This is a genomic window from Mesorhizobium sp. M8A.F.Ca.ET.202.01.1.1, from assembly GCF_004791595.1.
Classification (GTDB): domain Bacteria; phylum Pseudomonadota; class Alphaproteobacteria; order Rhizobiales; family Rhizobiaceae; genus Mesorhizobium.
Window position 1 is genome coordinate 52,928 of the sequence record NZ_SRUN01000010.1, and the last position, 14,170, is coordinate 67,097.

17 protein-coding genes are annotated in these 14,170 nt (G+C 61.2%); 15 read left to right on the top strand and 2 right to left on the bottom strand.

What is annotated here, in order from left to right; genetic code table 11:
• Positions 1 to 51 precede the first annotated feature (51 nt).
• Positions 52 to 204 (bottom strand): hypothetical protein, encoded by a 153-nt coding sequence (locus EN845_RS21185; protein ID WP_015317717.1) that lies wholly within the window; start codon positions 202 to 204, stop codon positions 52 to 54.
• A gap of 194 nt (positions 205 to 398) precedes the next feature.
• Here EN845_RS21185 and coaD point away from each other — a divergent pair, with 194 nt between their 5' ends.
• The 8 genes from coaD (at position 399) to EN845_RS21225 (ending at position 6,533) form a co-directional block, all read left to right on the top strand.
• A complete protein-coding gene (gene coaD, locus EN845_RS21190; protein ID WP_127872530.1) occupies positions 399 to 899 on the top strand; it encodes a pantetheine-phosphate adenylyltransferase in 501 nt (166 codons plus the stop codon).
• Positions 900 to 916: 17 nt separating this feature from the next.
• A complete protein-coding gene (locus EN845_RS21195; RefSeq protein WP_127281065.1) occupies positions 917 to 1,504 on the top strand; it encodes a peptidylprolyl isomerase in 588 nt (195 codons plus the stop codon).
• 26 nt (positions 1,505 to 1,530) lie between these two features.
• Positions 1,531 to 2,043 carry a peptidylprolyl isomerase gene (locus EN845_RS21200; protein WP_127872529.1) on the top strand — a complete coding sequence of 171 codons (513 nt, stop codon included), beginning with the start codon at positions 1,531 to 1,533 and terminating at the stop codon, positions 2,041 to 2,043.
• A 12-nt stretch (positions 2,044 to 2,055) separates the two neighbouring features.
• A complete protein-coding gene (locus tag EN845_RS21205; protein WP_127872528.1) occupies positions 2,056 to 2,505 on the top strand; it encodes a DMT family transporter in 450 nt (149 codons plus the stop codon).
• Between the two features lie 6 nt (positions 2,506 to 2,511).
• A complete protein-coding gene (gene queA, locus EN845_RS21210; RefSeq protein WP_127872527.1) occupies positions 2,512 to 3,600 on the top strand; it encodes a tRNA preQ1(34) S-adenosylmethionine ribosyltransferase-isomerase QueA in 1,089 nt (362 codons plus the stop codon).
• Positions 3,590 to 3,859 (top strand): hypothetical protein, encoded by a 270-nt coding sequence (locus tag EN845_RS21215; RefSeq protein ID WP_127872526.1) that lies wholly within the window; start codon positions 3,590 to 3,592, stop codon positions 3,857 to 3,859. The genes queA and EN845_RS21215 overlap by 11 nt, the downstream gene beginning before the upstream one ends.
• Complete coding sequence (tgt, locus tag EN845_RS21220; protein WP_127279993.1) at positions 3,852 to 4,982, top strand: tRNA guanosine(34) transglycosylase Tgt; 1,131 nt, start codon at positions 3,852 to 3,854, stop codon at positions 4,980 to 4,982. The genes EN845_RS21215 and tgt overlap by 8 nt, the downstream gene beginning before the upstream one ends.
• Before the next feature lie 153 nt (positions 4,983 to 5,135).
• Positions 5,136 to 6,533: a hypothetical protein gene (locus EN845_RS21225; protein ID WP_127872525.1), complete on the top strand. Its 1,398-nt coding sequence runs from the start codon at positions 5,136 to 5,138 to the stop codon at positions 6,531 to 6,533.
• A gap of 15 nt (positions 6,534 to 6,548) precedes the next feature.
• On the opposite strand, the gene EN845_RS21230 is transcribed toward EN845_RS21225, so the two are convergent.
• Positions 6,549 to 6,968, bottom strand: a complete 420-nt coding sequence (locus EN845_RS21230) for a DUF4864 domain-containing protein (RefSeq protein ID WP_127872524.1) — start codon at positions 6,966 to 6,968, stop codon at positions 6,549 to 6,551.
• 270 nt (positions 6,969 to 7,238) lie between these two features.
• Between EN845_RS21230 and EN845_RS21235 the strand changes: the two genes are divergently transcribed.
• The 7 genes from EN845_RS21235 (at position 7,239) to EN845_RS21265 (ending at position 14,125) form a co-directional block, all read left to right on the top strand.
• On the top strand, positions 7,239 to 7,475 hold the full coding sequence (locus EN845_RS21235) for an Lrp/AsnC family transcriptional regulator (protein ID WP_010909609.1): 237 nt from the start codon (positions 7,239 to 7,241) through the stop codon (positions 7,473 to 7,475).
• Between the two features lie 171 nt (positions 7,476 to 7,646).
• On the top strand, positions 7,647 to 9,059 hold the full coding sequence (locus tag EN845_RS21240; RefSeq protein ID WP_167531426.1) for a circularly permuted type 2 ATP-grasp protein: 1,413 nt from the start codon (positions 7,647 to 7,649) through the stop codon (positions 9,057 to 9,059).
• A gap of 135 nt (positions 9,060 to 9,194) precedes the next feature.
• Entirely contained in the window at positions 9,195 to 10,136 is a 942-nt protein-coding gene (locus EN845_RS21245; RefSeq protein ID WP_127872523.1) for an alpha-E domain-containing protein, read from the top strand.
• Between the two features lie 7 nt (positions 10,137 to 10,143).
• Positions 10,144 to 10,938 carry a transglutaminase family protein gene (locus tag EN845_RS21250; protein WP_127872522.1) on the top strand — a complete coding sequence of 265 codons (795 nt, stop codon included), beginning with the start codon at positions 10,144 to 10,146 and terminating at the stop codon, positions 10,936 to 10,938.
• Positions 10,939 to 10,969: 31 nt separating this feature from the next.
• Positions 10,970 to 11,701, top strand: coding sequence for a peptidase (locus EN845_RS21255; RefSeq protein ID WP_127872521.1), 732 nt, complete (start codon positions 10,970 to 10,972; stop codon positions 11,699 to 11,701).
• Positions 11,702 to 11,816: 115 nt separating this feature from the next.
• Positions 11,817 to 13,229, top strand: coding sequence for an aspartate aminotransferase family protein (locus tag EN845_RS21260; RefSeq protein ID WP_127872520.1), 1,413 nt, complete (start codon positions 11,817 to 11,819; stop codon positions 13,227 to 13,229).
• A gap of 128 nt (positions 13,230 to 13,357) precedes the next feature.
• Positions 13,358 to 14,125 carry a DeoR/GlpR family DNA-binding transcription regulator gene (locus tag EN845_RS21265; protein WP_127281059.1) on the top strand — a complete coding sequence of 256 codons (768 nt, stop codon included), beginning with the start codon at positions 13,358 to 13,360 and terminating at the stop codon, positions 14,123 to 14,125.
• The last annotated feature ends 45 nt before the right edge of the window (positions 14,126 to 14,170 follow it).

Genomic DNA, 14,170 nt, shown 5'->3' on the forward strand with positions numbered 1-14,170 from the left:
AACATAGCAACGCCGGCCTGGTGGCCGGCGCGGCAGCAAGTCGACAGTAGCTTAGTAGTGGCGATACGGCTTGCGCAGGCCGAAGCCTTCGAAGCGTTTGGTGGTTGCCTTGACGCGGATGCGCTGCGCCTCCTGATGCAGCCCGAATACTGTGGCGATCAGCATGGCGACGGTCATTGCGGTGGCGAGCATGTAGATCAGCATGTGCGTGTTCTCCTGCGCCTTACAACGGATATATGGGGCTTTGGTTTCATCTTATTAAGGGTGCAACCTAGTGAACGCTGCGTGAAGGCTTCGTGATCAGCGTATTCATCTGTCGTTCATGTGCCGGAAAAGGTTCACGGGCCGCCTGCCGATCGGATTTGCCTTTGTGAGAGAGGCTCGCTAGAAGCTCCGGCATGACCGAACGCATCGCCCTTTACGCCGGCTCCTTCGACCCGCTGACCAACGGCCATCTCGATGTGCTGAAAGCGTCACTGGCGGTTGCCGACACTGTCTATGCGGCGATTGGCATTCATCCGGGCAAGAAGCCGCTGTTCTCCTTCGACGAGCGGGTGCGGTTGATTGAAGCCGCCACGAAAGCCGAATTCGGCCGCGATGGCGCCCGCATCAAAGTGGTCGCTTTCGATGGGCTGGTGATCGATGCCGCCAGAAGGGAAGGCGCCTCGATCATGATCCGCGGTCTGCGCGATGGCACCGACCTCGACTACGAAATGCAGATGGCGGGCATGAACGAAACCATGGCGCCGGAGTTGCAGACGGTTTTCCTGCCCGCCAGCCCGTCGGTGCGAACCATTACCGCCACACTTGTGCGCCAGATAGCCTCGATGGGCGGCGACATCCGTCCCTTCGTGCCGGCGGCCGTGGCCGGTGCGCTCACCGCAAAATTCGCGAAATAAGCTCGGAGAAAATCCTCATGCAGCTCAAAAGGCTCGCCTCATTCCTTGTTGTGCTCGCCGGTCTCTTGACCGCGTCCGTTTCCGCCTATGCTGCAGACCCGGAAAACACCATGATCATCACGCTGAAGGGGGGCGACGTCACCATAGCGTTGCGCCCCGATCTGGCACCCAAGCATGTCGCGCAGATCAAGAAGCTGGTGCGCGATCATGCCTATGACAATGTGGCTTTCCATCGCGTCATCGACGGCTTCATGGCGCAGACCGGCGACGTCAAGTTCGGCAACATGGAAAAGGGATTTAACGCCCAGGCCGTCGGCACCGGCGGCTCGGACCTGCCCGACCTGCCGGCCGAATTCTCTCAGACCGAGCACTACAAGCGTGGCGTGGTCGGCATGGCCCGCTCGCAGGATCCGAATTCCGCCAACTCGCAGTTCTTCATCATGTTCGCGCCGGCACCGCCGCTCGATGGCCAGTACACCATCGTCGGCAATGTCGTCAGCGGCATGGAGCTGGTGGACAAGATCAAGAAGGGCGACGAGGCGGACAATGGCACGGTCGCCGATCCCGACCGGATGATCAAAGTGCGCATTGCCGCCGACAAATAGTTCCATTTTACAAAAGGATAGCTGACATGGCTGAGATCAAGGACCGCGAGAACGCGCTCATCATGGAAACGACCAAGGGCGAGGTCGTCATCGAACTGTTTCCCGATTTGGCCCCCGGCCATGTCGCCCGCATCAAGGAACTGGCGCGCGAAGGCGCCTATGATGGCGTCGTCTTCCACCGCGTCATCGAAGGCTTCATGGCGCAGACCGGCGACGTCAAGTTCGGCAACTCGAGCAAGCCCTCGTTCGCGCCTTCCCGCGCGGGCATGGGCGGCTCGGAAAAGCCTGACCTGAAGGCAGAGTTCTCCAACGCGAACCACGGCCGCGGCACCTGCTCGATGGCCCGTTCGCAGAACCCGAACTCGGCCAACTCGCAGTTCTTCATCTGCTTCGACGATGCCGCCTTCCTCAACCGCCAGTACACGGTCTGGGGCCAGGTCATCGAAGGCATGGACAATGTCGACAAGATCAAGCGCGGCGAGCCGGTGCAGGATCCCGACAAGATCGTGTCGCTGAAGGTCGCGGCAGACGTCAAGTAAGGCGAAACGACAATGATGGGCGTCGTCTGGTCGCTTCTCGGCATCCTGTCCGGCGCCTTCATTGCCATTCAGGCGCCGATCAACTCGCAGCTTGCGCGCGGCCTGGGTCTCCCGGTCGCGGCGGCCGCGTTTTCGTTCCTGTCGGGCGCGGTCGTGCTTGGCATCATCTCCGTCACGGTGGTGAAGCTGCAAGGCATTTCGCTTGACTGGAAGGCGCCGGCGCCGTGGCTGTTCGTCGCCGGGGGCATGCTCGGCGGCTTCTATGTTACGCTCTCCACCATCCTGACGCCACGCATCGGCGCCGCCGCCCTTATGGCGTTCCTGGTGGCCGGTCAGTTGCTCGCCGGCATGCTCATCGACCGCGTCGGCTTCCTCGGTGTCGCGGTGCGTGAAATCTCGCTCGGCCGCATCGCCGGCGCCGTGCTTCTGCTGGCCGGAGCGCTGCTCGTTCGGCTGTTTTGATTCCCGATGCGCGTCGACCTCTTTGATTTCGACCTGCCGGAAGAGCGCATCGCGCTTCGCCCGGCAGAGCCGCGCGACAGCGCCAAAATGCTCGTCGTCGAGCCGGGCAAGGGGCTGGAGGACCGGACGGTTGGCGATCTGCCGTCGTTGCTCCGCGCCGGCGACGTGCTGGTCTTCAACGACACCAAGGTCATTCCAGCGCAACTGAAAGGCATCAGGCGGCGCGGTGAAGCGGCTGCGCAGGTCGAGGCCACGCTGCACATGCGCATGGCTCCAGACCGCTGGCTGGCGTTCATGCGGCCGGGAAAGCGCATCGCCGCCGGTGACCGCATCCATTTCGGTCATGACGGCAATTCCTGTTTCCTTGGCCAGCTCGATGCCACGGTGATCGAAAAGGGCGAGGGCGGCGAAGCGTTGCTCGGCTTTGATCTATCCGGGCCCTTCCTCGACGAGGCGCTGCACGCGGTCGGCCACATTCCGTTGCCGCCCTACATCGCCTCGAAGCGCGATGACGACGAGCGCGACCATGCCGATTACCAGACCATCTATGCCCGGGAAGAAGGTGCGGTAGCGGCGCCCACCGCTGGCCTGCATTTCACGCCCGAGCTTTTTGCGGCGTTGGACGCCAAGGGGATCGAGCGCCGCTTCGTCACGCTGCATGTCGGCGCCGGCACGTTCCTGCCGGTGAAGGCGGACGACACCGCCGACCACAAGATGCATGCCGAGATCGGCTCGGTCAGCGAGGCGACCGCCAGCGCGCTCAACGCCGCGAAGGCGAGGGGTGGGCGCATCATTGCCGTCGGCACCACCTCGCTGCGTCTGCTGGAAAGCGCGGCGCGTGACGACGGTACGGTGGCGCCATGGTCCGGACCGACCGACATCTTCATCACGCCCGGCTACCGCTTTCGCACCGCCGACATGCTGATGACCAATTTCCATCTGCCGCGCTCGACACTGTTCATGCTGGTTTCGGCCTTCAGCGGTCTCGATACGATGCGTGCCGCCTATGCGCATGCCATTGCGAACCGTTACAGGTTCTACTCCTATGGCGACGCAAGCCTGCTTTACCGAGCGGAGATGAGCGATGGACGATGATCTGCAAACCCTCGATCGCGAAAGCCTCGTCGCGGAAGTGAAAAAGCTGCGCGCCGGTATTCGCGCGCACCGCGATACATCAGGCCATGATCTGTGCTGGCATCACCCCGATCTGTGGGATCTGCTGCCTGAAAAGACCGAGCCGGCGATCGCCGTGCCACCCTGGCCCAAATTCATGCGCGGCTGCATCCAATACCGCCAGTCGCTCGACAGGCAGGCGCCGGGTGCGCCGGTCCACGACAAGGAATTCAATGGCTGAGACGTTCACCTTCAAGGTGCTGGCGACCGATGGCAAGGCGCGGCGCGGCCTGATCGACATGCCGCGCGGCGAAATCCGCACGCCGGCCTTCATGCCGGTCGGCACCGGTGGCACCGTGAAGGCCATGTACATGGACCAGGTGCGCGGCGTCGGCGCCGACATCATCCTGGGCAACACCTATCACCTGATGCTTCGCCCTGGCGCCGAACGTGTCGCGCGGCTTGGCGGTCTGCACGAATTCGCCCGCTGGCCGCACCCGATCCTGACCGACAGCGGCGGATTCCAGGTGATGTCGCTGTCGAAGCTGAGGAAGCTGACAGAGAAAGGCGTCACCTTCCGTTCGCACATCGATGGCGCGGCTTATGAGATGTCACCCGAGCGTTCGATCGAGATTCAAGGCCTGCTCGATTCCGATATTCAGATGCAGCTTGACGAATGCACGGCGCTGCCGGCCGAGTTGAAAGAGATCGAGCGCGCAATGGACCTGTCGCTGCGCTGGGCGGAGCGCTGCAAGACGGCGTTCGGCGACCAGCCCGGCAAGGCGATGTTCGGCATCGTGCAAGGTGGCGACAACGCCGCGCTCAGGGTGCGTTCGGCGCAGGCGCTGAGCGCGATGAACCTCAAGGGTTATGCCGTCGGCGGCCTGGCTGTCGGCGAGCCGCAAGCGGTGATGCTCGACATGCTCGACATCACGTGCCCGGAACTGCCTGACAAAAAGCCGCGCTACCTGATGGGCGTGGGCACGCCGGACGATATCCTGAAATCGGTGGCGCGCGGCATCGACATGTTCGACTGCGTGATGCCGACGCGAGCCGGCCGGCATGGTCTTGCCTATACCAGGCGCGGCAAGGTCAATCTGCGCAACGCCCGTCACGCTGACGATCCGCGCCCGCTCGACGAAGAGAGTGATTGCCCCGCTGCGCGCGACTATTCGCGCGCTTATCTGCACCATCTGGTGCGTTCGCAGGAGGCGCTCGGGGCGATGCTGCTGACCTGGAACAATCTTTCCTACTACCAGAAGCTGATGCAGGACATCCGGGCCGCGATCGAGAGCGGCACCTTCGAACTGCGCTCGGGCGAGATATCCGAGGGTTGGGCCAAAGGCGACCTGCCCGTACTTTGAATTGGGATCCGAGCACACTCTTTCTAAACATAACCAAGAGTAATTGTTCCGAGCTATATTCAGGCAAGGGGCAAGAAACTGTCCGCAACAGCAGACCCATCTGTCGACAATTCTAAATTAGCACTGCATAATTCGCATGCTAGTGTCCTGCGTTTGGCAACGCGCAAGCATCGTGGTGTCGGCCCGGCGATTGCCGCGATCGCAGCAATCGGCCTTTTCTTGCGATTGATGGGTGCGCGCGGCGATCTCTGGCTGGACGAGATCTGGAGCTTCTTGCTGCTCGAGCCGCTTACCTCGATCGATCAGATATTCTGGCGCGTAAACCACGACAACAATCATTTCCTCAATTCGATCTACCTGTACCTGATCGGTCCTTATGCCTCGCCATTGCTTCAGCGCGGCTTGTCGATTGCGCTCGGCGTCGGCACAATCATTGCCGCAGCCGTGGCTGCGCAAGGCCGATGGGCTGGTGTCATCACAAGCATGCTGTTTGCGGTGAGCTATCCGATGGTCCATTACGGCTCCGAGGCGAGAGGCTATGCCGGGCTGGTGCTGTTCACGCTCCTCTCGGTCGTGTTCCTGGAACGCCGGTTCGACACAGGCCGTTCAGGCATCGCATTCGCGGTCATCGTCCTTCTCGGGTTTTTGTCCCACCTCACGATGGTAGAAACGGTGGTGGTTCTGGTGGCCTGGAGCGCCTGGCTCATCTGGCGGCGCACCGGCAGTCTGGGTCGCGTCAATGTCGAACTGGGGCAGATTTTCACGCCGGCATTCCTTGCTTTGCTGCCGCTAGCCGCCTGCGTAACGATCGGCAGCCAGACGTTTGGCTTCAAGGTCGGCGGCGTTTCGCCGTTCTCGCTCCAGGCCTTCGTCCAAGGCTACGGCGGAATGATCCGCTGTCTGTTCGGCTTGCCGCCTTGGATCAGCAACTTGGCCTGTATTGCCTTGGCCTGCGGCCTTGTCTGCGTCTTTGCCGGTATTCGGCGCGATCGGCGGGCCAGTCTCTATGTCATCGGGATTATCGGACTGCCTATTCTGATGGCGGCAGCACAGCTGCCGACCCTCGATTTCCCGCGCTACTTTCTGGTCAGTGCAACATTGCTGTTGCTTTGCGCGGGCGAGTTGCTTGCGCTCGGGTTCGCCGCCGCTGGCATATATCGGCTTGTTGCCGTCGGGGGGCTGGTGGCAATCCTAGCCGGCACGATGACGTTTCTGTTGCCATTCTACGAAAAGGGACGCGGATCCTATGCTGTCATCGTTGAGGAGATGACGCGCAATGGCGCAACGAGCTACGCCAGCAATCAAGATTTTCGGATCGCGGTGATTGTCAACTATTTTGCCAAACGGCTGGGACGCCAGTCATTGCTCGTCGCGGCCGACAAGATATGTGACGAGCGTCCGTCCTGGCTGATCCTCGAGGGCGCCGTGGACCAGCAGCCGGAGCATGTCGCCGCCCCGTCCGGCTGCCTGTTGACCTATGATCGCGTCGATGCCTCGACGAGTTGGGGACTGTCGGGGCAGGGCTGGACGCTCTATCAACGCCAGGATTGAAGTGAGCGAACTGGTTCAGGAGCTCAGCGAATTCGAGGCGCGCAGGCTGCAGCCGGTGATCTGGAATGTGCCGTCGGGCTGCTGCTGAAGCGTGTAGACCGCCTCATAGTCCTTGCCGTCGGGGCCAATGATCAGCACCTGCTGGACGATCGAACCCGGGCCCGTCTGCTCGACCTTGCCGAAAGAGTAGGACCGTGGCTTGCGCACAGGCGGGTAGCCGTTGGTCACCATGTTCATGAAAGCATCGACGGTCGGGAATACCTGCTTCACGTTCGGAGCGGCGAAGCTGTAGGCCTTGGCGCCGTCATCGGCGATGAGGGCCTTCAATTGACCGTCGATGACGGCTTGGCCAGCCTTGATCTCGGCATCGCCGGCAAACGCCTGGGAAGCCAGCATGAGCGAAACGAACGCGAATGCGAAAAAGCCGCGGCGCATGGCCTGTCTCCACCGTCCCTCGAAAAGCCGCCTCCAGAAAAGCTGTTGCGGAGGCATCCTAACATACGGGTGACGGCGCTTCACGGTTTCAGCGGCCGCCAATATTCGTCCCGGCTAGGCGGATTCCTCGAGCGCGGCGTGCCGGTTGCGAAGATGCGCGAGGCCGTGGCCAAGGCCCGCGCCGGCTAAGTGCGCATTCCAGCGCTTGAAAGCCCGCCTCCAGTCTGCCAGAAGGGCCGCTTGAACGTGGACGTTTAGCGGGACGAAGCCATGAAGGCGTTTTTCGTGCAGATCAAATGCGAGCTGGGCAAATCCTACGAGGTTGCCAGCGCGCTTGCCGACGCCGAGATCGCTTCGGAAATCTACTCCACCGCCGGCAATTACGATCTGCTCGCCAAATTCTATGTCGATGATGAGGAAGACGTCGGCCATTTCGTCAACGAGAAGGTGCAGATTCTTCCCGGCATCAAGGACACCTTCACCGTCGTCACCTTCCGCGCCTTCTAGTCGCGAAGCGGATTTGCCCGGGCACGAGGCAAAGCCTGATCAAGCGCATATTTCAGCTGCCTCAATTTTAGGCAGCCGCGACATACTCATCGTCAGGTTCTCCCAAATCGCCGATTGCGCTTGATTTTCTCCGGCGACGCCAGTGAAATGGCGTCACAGGGGAGTATGCGATTGGCAGCGTTCGATGAAATGCTTCCGGAGGTCTCCGGACTTAGAAGACCGTATTCGGCTTACGATCGCTGGCTGAAGGAGCAGGATCCAGCCAGACTTACCGAAAAGATGCAGGACGCCGAACGCGTTTTTCGCAAGACCGGCATCACTTTTGCCGTCTACGGCGAGCAGGAAGCATCCGAGCGATTGATCCCGTTCGACATCGTTCCCCGCATCATTTCAGGCAATGAGTGGCGCCGCCTGACGCAAGGCATCGAGCAGCGCGTACAGGCGCTGAACGCCTTCCTCGACGACATCTACCATCGCCAGGAAATCCTTCGCGCCGGCCGCGTCCCAAGGGATTTGATTGCCAAGAACGAGGCTTTCCTGCCGGAAATGATCGGCGTGCGGCCACCGGCCGGCGTCTACACCCACATTATCGGCGTCGACATCGTGCGCATCAGCGAGGACGAGTTCTACGTGCTGGAAGACAATGCACGCACGCCGTCCGGTGTCTCCTACATGTTGGAGAACCGCGAAACGATGATGCAACTGTTCCCCGAGCTGTTCCAGAAGATCAAGGTGCGGCCGGTGGAGAACTACCCGCAGCTGCTGCGCCAGTCGCTGGCGGCGGTGCGGCCGCAAGGCACCAAGGGCGCCCCGACCATCGCGGTGCTGACGCCCGGCAGTTTCAATTCTGCCTATTTCGAACACGCCTTCCTTGCCGACCAGATGGGGGTGCAGCTTGTGGAGGGACAGGATCTGCGCGTCGTCGACGGCCATGTCGCGATGCGTACGACCGAAGGCTACAAGCAGATCGACGTTCTCTACCGCCGCGTGGATGATTCTTTCCTGGACCCGCTGACCTTCAGGCCGGATTCAGCTCTTGGCATACCCGGCATCATGGATGTCTACCGCGCCGGGAACATCACCATCGCCAATGCGCCGGGAACCGGCATTGCCGACGACAAGGCGATCTATTCCTACATGCCGGAGATCGTCGAATTCTACACCGGCCGCAAGGCGATCCTCGGCAACATCCCGACCTGGCGCTGTTCGGAACCGGACAGCCTGAAATATGTGCTCGAACACATTGATGAGCTCGTCATCAAGGAAGTGCACGGTTCCGGCGGCTACGGCATGCTGGTCGGCCCGGCTGCAACCAAGAAGGAATGCCAGGATTTTGCCAAGAAGCTGCAGGCCAAGCCGTCTAATTACATCGCCCAACCGACGCTAGCGCTCTCGACCTGTCCGATCCTGACTGACAAGGGCCTGGCGCCGCGCCACGTCGACTTGCGGCCTTATGTGCTGGTTTCCGATCGCATCCAGATCGTGCCTGGTGGGCTGACGCGCGTTGCGCTGAAGGAAGGCTCGCTGGTGGTGAATTCCTCGCAAGGCGGCGGCACCAAGGACACCTGGGTGCTGGATGATTGAGATGGGTGAGTAGGGGATAGTCAGTCGTGAATAGTGGAAGCAGAGGGGACAGGGAAATGCCATATTCCGTTGAGATTCAGTCGCTTGCCATTCCCTACTCGCTATTCCCTGCTCACTAGCCCGAAGGGCCATTCCATGCTTCTCGGCCGCACCGCCAACGGGCTCTACTGGATGAACCGCTATATCGAGCGGGCCGAAAACATGGCGCGGTTGGTCGATGCCGGCCTGCGCATGGCGCTGACCCGCACTCAAAGCGCCTCGGAGGAGTGGAACTCCGTGCTGCTCAGCGCCGGCTCCGACGCTGCCTTCACGCAGAAGTATTCGGACTATTCGGCGGCGAATGTCGCTGATTTCCTGCTGCGCGACACGTCGAACCCTTCAAGCACGATGTCGTCGATCGAGACCGCCCGCAACAATGCGCGCATGGTGCGCACCGCGCTGACGCGCGAGACCTGGGAGAGCATCAACGAAGCCTGGATGGCGCTGAAACGGATGCTGGCGAGGCCGATCGACGAGCGCGACCTGCCCAATGTGCTCGATGCGATCAAGCGCGAGACAGCGCTGATCCGTGGCTCGTTCTACGGCACCATGCTGCGCAACGAGATTTTCGACTTCTCGCAGCTCGGCACCTATGTCGAGCGTGCCGACAACACGGCGCGCATTCTCGACGTGAAATACTACGTGCTGCTGCCGTCGATCTCCTGGGTCGGCTCGACGCTCGACAATTATCAGTGGGAATCGATCCTGCGCTCGGTATCGGCGCATCGCTCCTATCGTTGGGTCTATGACGCCGACTACAAGCCGACCAATATCGCGGACTACCTGATCCTCAACGTCCGCATGCCGCGGTCGCTGACCTTCTGCTATCGCTTCCTGGCCGAGCATCTGAAGTTCCTCGGCGACGACTATGGCGAGCGTCATGCCTGCCACGCGACCGCGGAGAAGACCCAGACGATGCTGCGCGCGGGATCGATCAAGGACATATTCGACGCGGGCCTGCACGAGTTCCTGGCCGGGTTCATTCGCGACAACACCAGGCTCGGCGACGAGATCGCGCAGGACTACAGGTTTTATTGAGGAAGCCATGCGGCTGAAAATCACTCACCGGACCGAATATCGCTATGACGCGCCGGTGCAATATCTACTTCAGAGGCTGCGGCTGCTTCCCATGAGCGGGCCGACACAGACAGTGCTGTCCTGGGCGCTGAAGGTCGAAGGCGCGCGCGAGGAAGTGCGATTTACCGACCATTACGGCAACGACAACAGGCTGTTGAGCGTCGAGGGTGACAACGACGTGATCACGGTCGAGGCTTCGGGCGAGGTGGTGACGCGCGATACGTCAGGCGTTTGCGGGCCACACCAAGGTTTCGCGCCACTCTGGTTGTTCGCGCAGGAGACTGCCTTGACCACCATAGGCGGCGGCATCCGTGATCTTGCCGAGGCGGTCGGCAAGGGGACCGATCTTGAAAGGCTGCATCGGCTGATGGCCGCAATCGGCGAGCGCGTCGCCTACACGCCCGGCGCCACCAATGCGACGACCGCGGCCGAGGAAGCCTTGGCGCTGAAGACCGGCGTTTGCCAGGACCATAGCCACATCTTTGCCGCCGCCGCGCGCGCCATGGGATTTCCGGCCCGCTATGTCAGCGGCTATCTGATGATGGATGCGGCGGTGGAGCAGGCGGCGAGCCACGCCTGGGCCGAAGCCCATGTCGCGGGCCTCGGCTGGGTTGCCTTCGATCCCGCCAACGGTATTTCTCCCGATGAACGCTATGTGAAGGTGGCTACCGGCCGCGACTACCGTGACGCTTCGCCGGTGTCGGGAATTCGGATGGGACAGGCGGAAGAACTGCTTGCGGTCACCGTCACGGTAGAGCAGTAATCCCCCCAGGATTGCTGCCTCAAGAGATTCTATGACCTATTGCGTCGGCCTCAAGATCGATCGCGGGCTCGTGTTCATGTCGGACACGCGCACCAATGCCGGCATGGATTCGATCTCGACCTTCAAGAAGATGCATGTGTGGGAGCAGCAGGGCGAGCGCGTCATCGTCTTGATGTCGGCCGGCAATCTGGCGACGACACAGGCCGTGGTCAGCCTGCTCGACGAGCGCACCAAGGCGGTGACCGACCGCCACGAGAAGCTGCTCGAAACGCCATCCATGTACCAGACGGTGCGGCTGGTCGGCGACACGGTGAAAGAGGTGATCGCGCAATCGTCGCCCGCCGGCGAGAAGGCCGATTCCTATTTCAATGCCTCCTTCATCCTCGGTGGGCAGATCAAGGGCAGCCCGCCACGCCTGTTCATGATCTATCCCGAAGGCAATTTCATCGAGTCGACCGACGACACGCCGTTCTTCCAGATCGGCGAGACCAAATACGGCAAGCCGATCATCATCCGCGCCTATGAAAAGACGATGAGCCTCGCCGAGACGGTTAAACTCTTGCTGGTGTCGTTCGATTCGACGTTGAAATCGAACCTGTCGGTCGGCTTGCCGCTCGACTTGCTTTTCCTGGAACGGGACGCCTTTCAGGTCGGCCTGAAAAAGCGGATCGCCCAGGACGATCAGTATTACCGCACAATCTCCGATGGATGGTCGAATGCCCTGAAGACGGCGTTCGCCAGCCTGCCGGATTTCCCCGGCTAGTTTTGCCTATCTCGCCATTCGACGGCGGTTGCAAATATTTCACATGTTAATTAATATGATCTTGAAGAGCGGGCGGCTGCCGCCGGCCACGAAAGATCATGTCGGGAGGAACAAGATGAACAATGACGATTTCCGGCAATGGTCGCAACGCGCCGCCGACTGGGGTGCCGACTATCGCAACAATTTGCGTGAGCGGCCGGTGCGGCCATTGGTCGAGCCGGGCGACATTTTCAGGAGCATCGAGGCGTCGCCGCCCGAAGACGCCGAACCGATGGACAGAATCTTCGCCGATTTCGAAGCCAAGATCGTGCCGGGGATGACACATTGGCAGCACCCCCGCTTCTTCGCCTATTTCCCGGCCAACGCGGCGCCGGTTTCGGTGGTGGCGGAATACCTGGTGTCGGCGATGGCCGCGCAATGCATGCTTTGGCAAACGTCACCGGCGGCGACCGAGCTTGAAACCCGCACCGTCGACTGGATGCGCCAGGCCCTCGGCCTGCCAGAGGGCTTTTCCGGCGTGATCCAGGATTCGGCCTCGTCGGCGACACTCAATGCCGTGCTGACCATGCGCGAGCGGGCGCTCGGCTGGCAAGGCAACAAAAAGGGTTTGGCCGGGCAGGGGCGGTTGCGCATCTATTCTTCCGACCAGGTGCACACATCGATCGACCGGGCGATCTGGGTCTCGGGCATCGGCGAGGACAATCTCGTGCGCGTTCCGGTCACCGGCCGTTTTCGCGCCATGGACACGGCAGCCCTGGAAGCAGCCATCATCGCCGACCGGAAAGCCGGCATGCTGCCTGCTGGTATTATCGCCTGTGTCGGCGGCACCAGCACCGGTGGCACGGACGATATTGCAGCGGTTGCGGAGGTTGCCAGGCGGCACGGGCTCTACCTGCATGTCGATGCCGCCTGGGCCGGGTCGGCGATGATCTGCCCGGAATACCGGCATTTCTGGTCTGGCGTCGAAGGCGCCGATTCGATCGTCTTCAATCCGCACAAATGGCTGGGCGCGCAGTTCGATTGTTCGATCCAGTTCCTGCGCGACCCCTCGAGCCATGTCAGGACGCTGGCCATCAAGCCCGACTATCTCAAGACGCACGGCCATGACGGCATCATCAACTACTCGGAATGGTCGGTGCCGCTCGGCCGGCGCTTCCGCGCGCTGAAACTGTGGTTCCTACTGCGCGCCCATGGACTGGAAAACCTGCGAACCATGATCCGCAACCATGTCGCCTGGAGCGAAGGCCTCGCCACGCGTCTGGCAAGGGAGGTGGATTTCGAGATCGTCAGCGAGCCGATGCTGTCGCTGTTTTCGTTCCGGCACAAGGCGGCTTCGGACACCGATGCCGACGAGCACAATCTGCGGCTGGTCAATGCGATCAACGACGATGGCCGCATCTACCTGACGCAAACGAAAGTCGATGGAAGGGTGGCGATCCGCTTCCAGGTGGGCCAGTTCGATGCGACGGCGGAAGACGTCGACGCGGCTTTCACCGCCATTACCGAAATTGCACGCGCCGTGGCCTGAAAAAGGCTGGATCAAGGTCGCGCCGAGGTTCCCTCGTACAATCATCGGATTTCGTTAGCCGGCTTGTGCCTTTTCATCGGTTTCGTTTTCGACTATAAGCAAGAAAAACGAAAACGGGAGCTTGCTTGATGTATCTGTCGCCGCGCCATGCCGAGATCATCCAGATGGCTAAGGACAACGGCCGCGTGCTGGTCGACGATCTGGCCACGCATTTCAATGTGACGCCGCAGACCATACGCAAGGACCTCAACGATTTGTGCGACCAGCGGCTGCTTTCGCGCATCCATGGCGGCGCCTTGTTCCCGTCGGGCATCGAGAACATGGAGTATGAAGCCAGGCGCAAGATCGCGGCCGACGAGAAGGAAGCGATTGGCCGTGCGGCGGCGAGGCTGATCCCCGACAACGCCTCGCTGTTCATCAACATCGGCACCACGACGGAGGCGGTCAGCAAGGCGTTGCTCGATCATAACGGCCTGATGGTCATCACCAATAACATCAATGTTGCCAATAGGATGCGCATCTATCCTTCGATCGAGGTGGTGATTGCCGGTGGTGTGGTCCGCGGCTCGGACGGGGGTGTCGTCGGTGAGGCGGCGGTCGATTTCATCAGGCAGTTCAAGGTCGATTATGCTGTCATCGGTGCCTCCGCGATCGATCATGATGGAGCGCTGCTCGACTTCGATTTTCGCGAGGTGAAGGTGGCGCAAGCGATCATCGCCAATGCCAGGCATGTCATCCTGGTATCCGACCAGACCAAATTCGAGCGTACGGCGCCGGTACGCATCGGTCATCTGTCGCAGGTCAACACCTTCATCACCGATCGCTGCGAGATCGCTTCGGTGCGCAAGATCTGCCAGGAGGCCGAGGTTCAGCTGATCGAGACGTCGCCCGCCTGAGGTCTTTTATCGTCTTCTCGCCGGCTTGTTCACCGGCTTGTGATA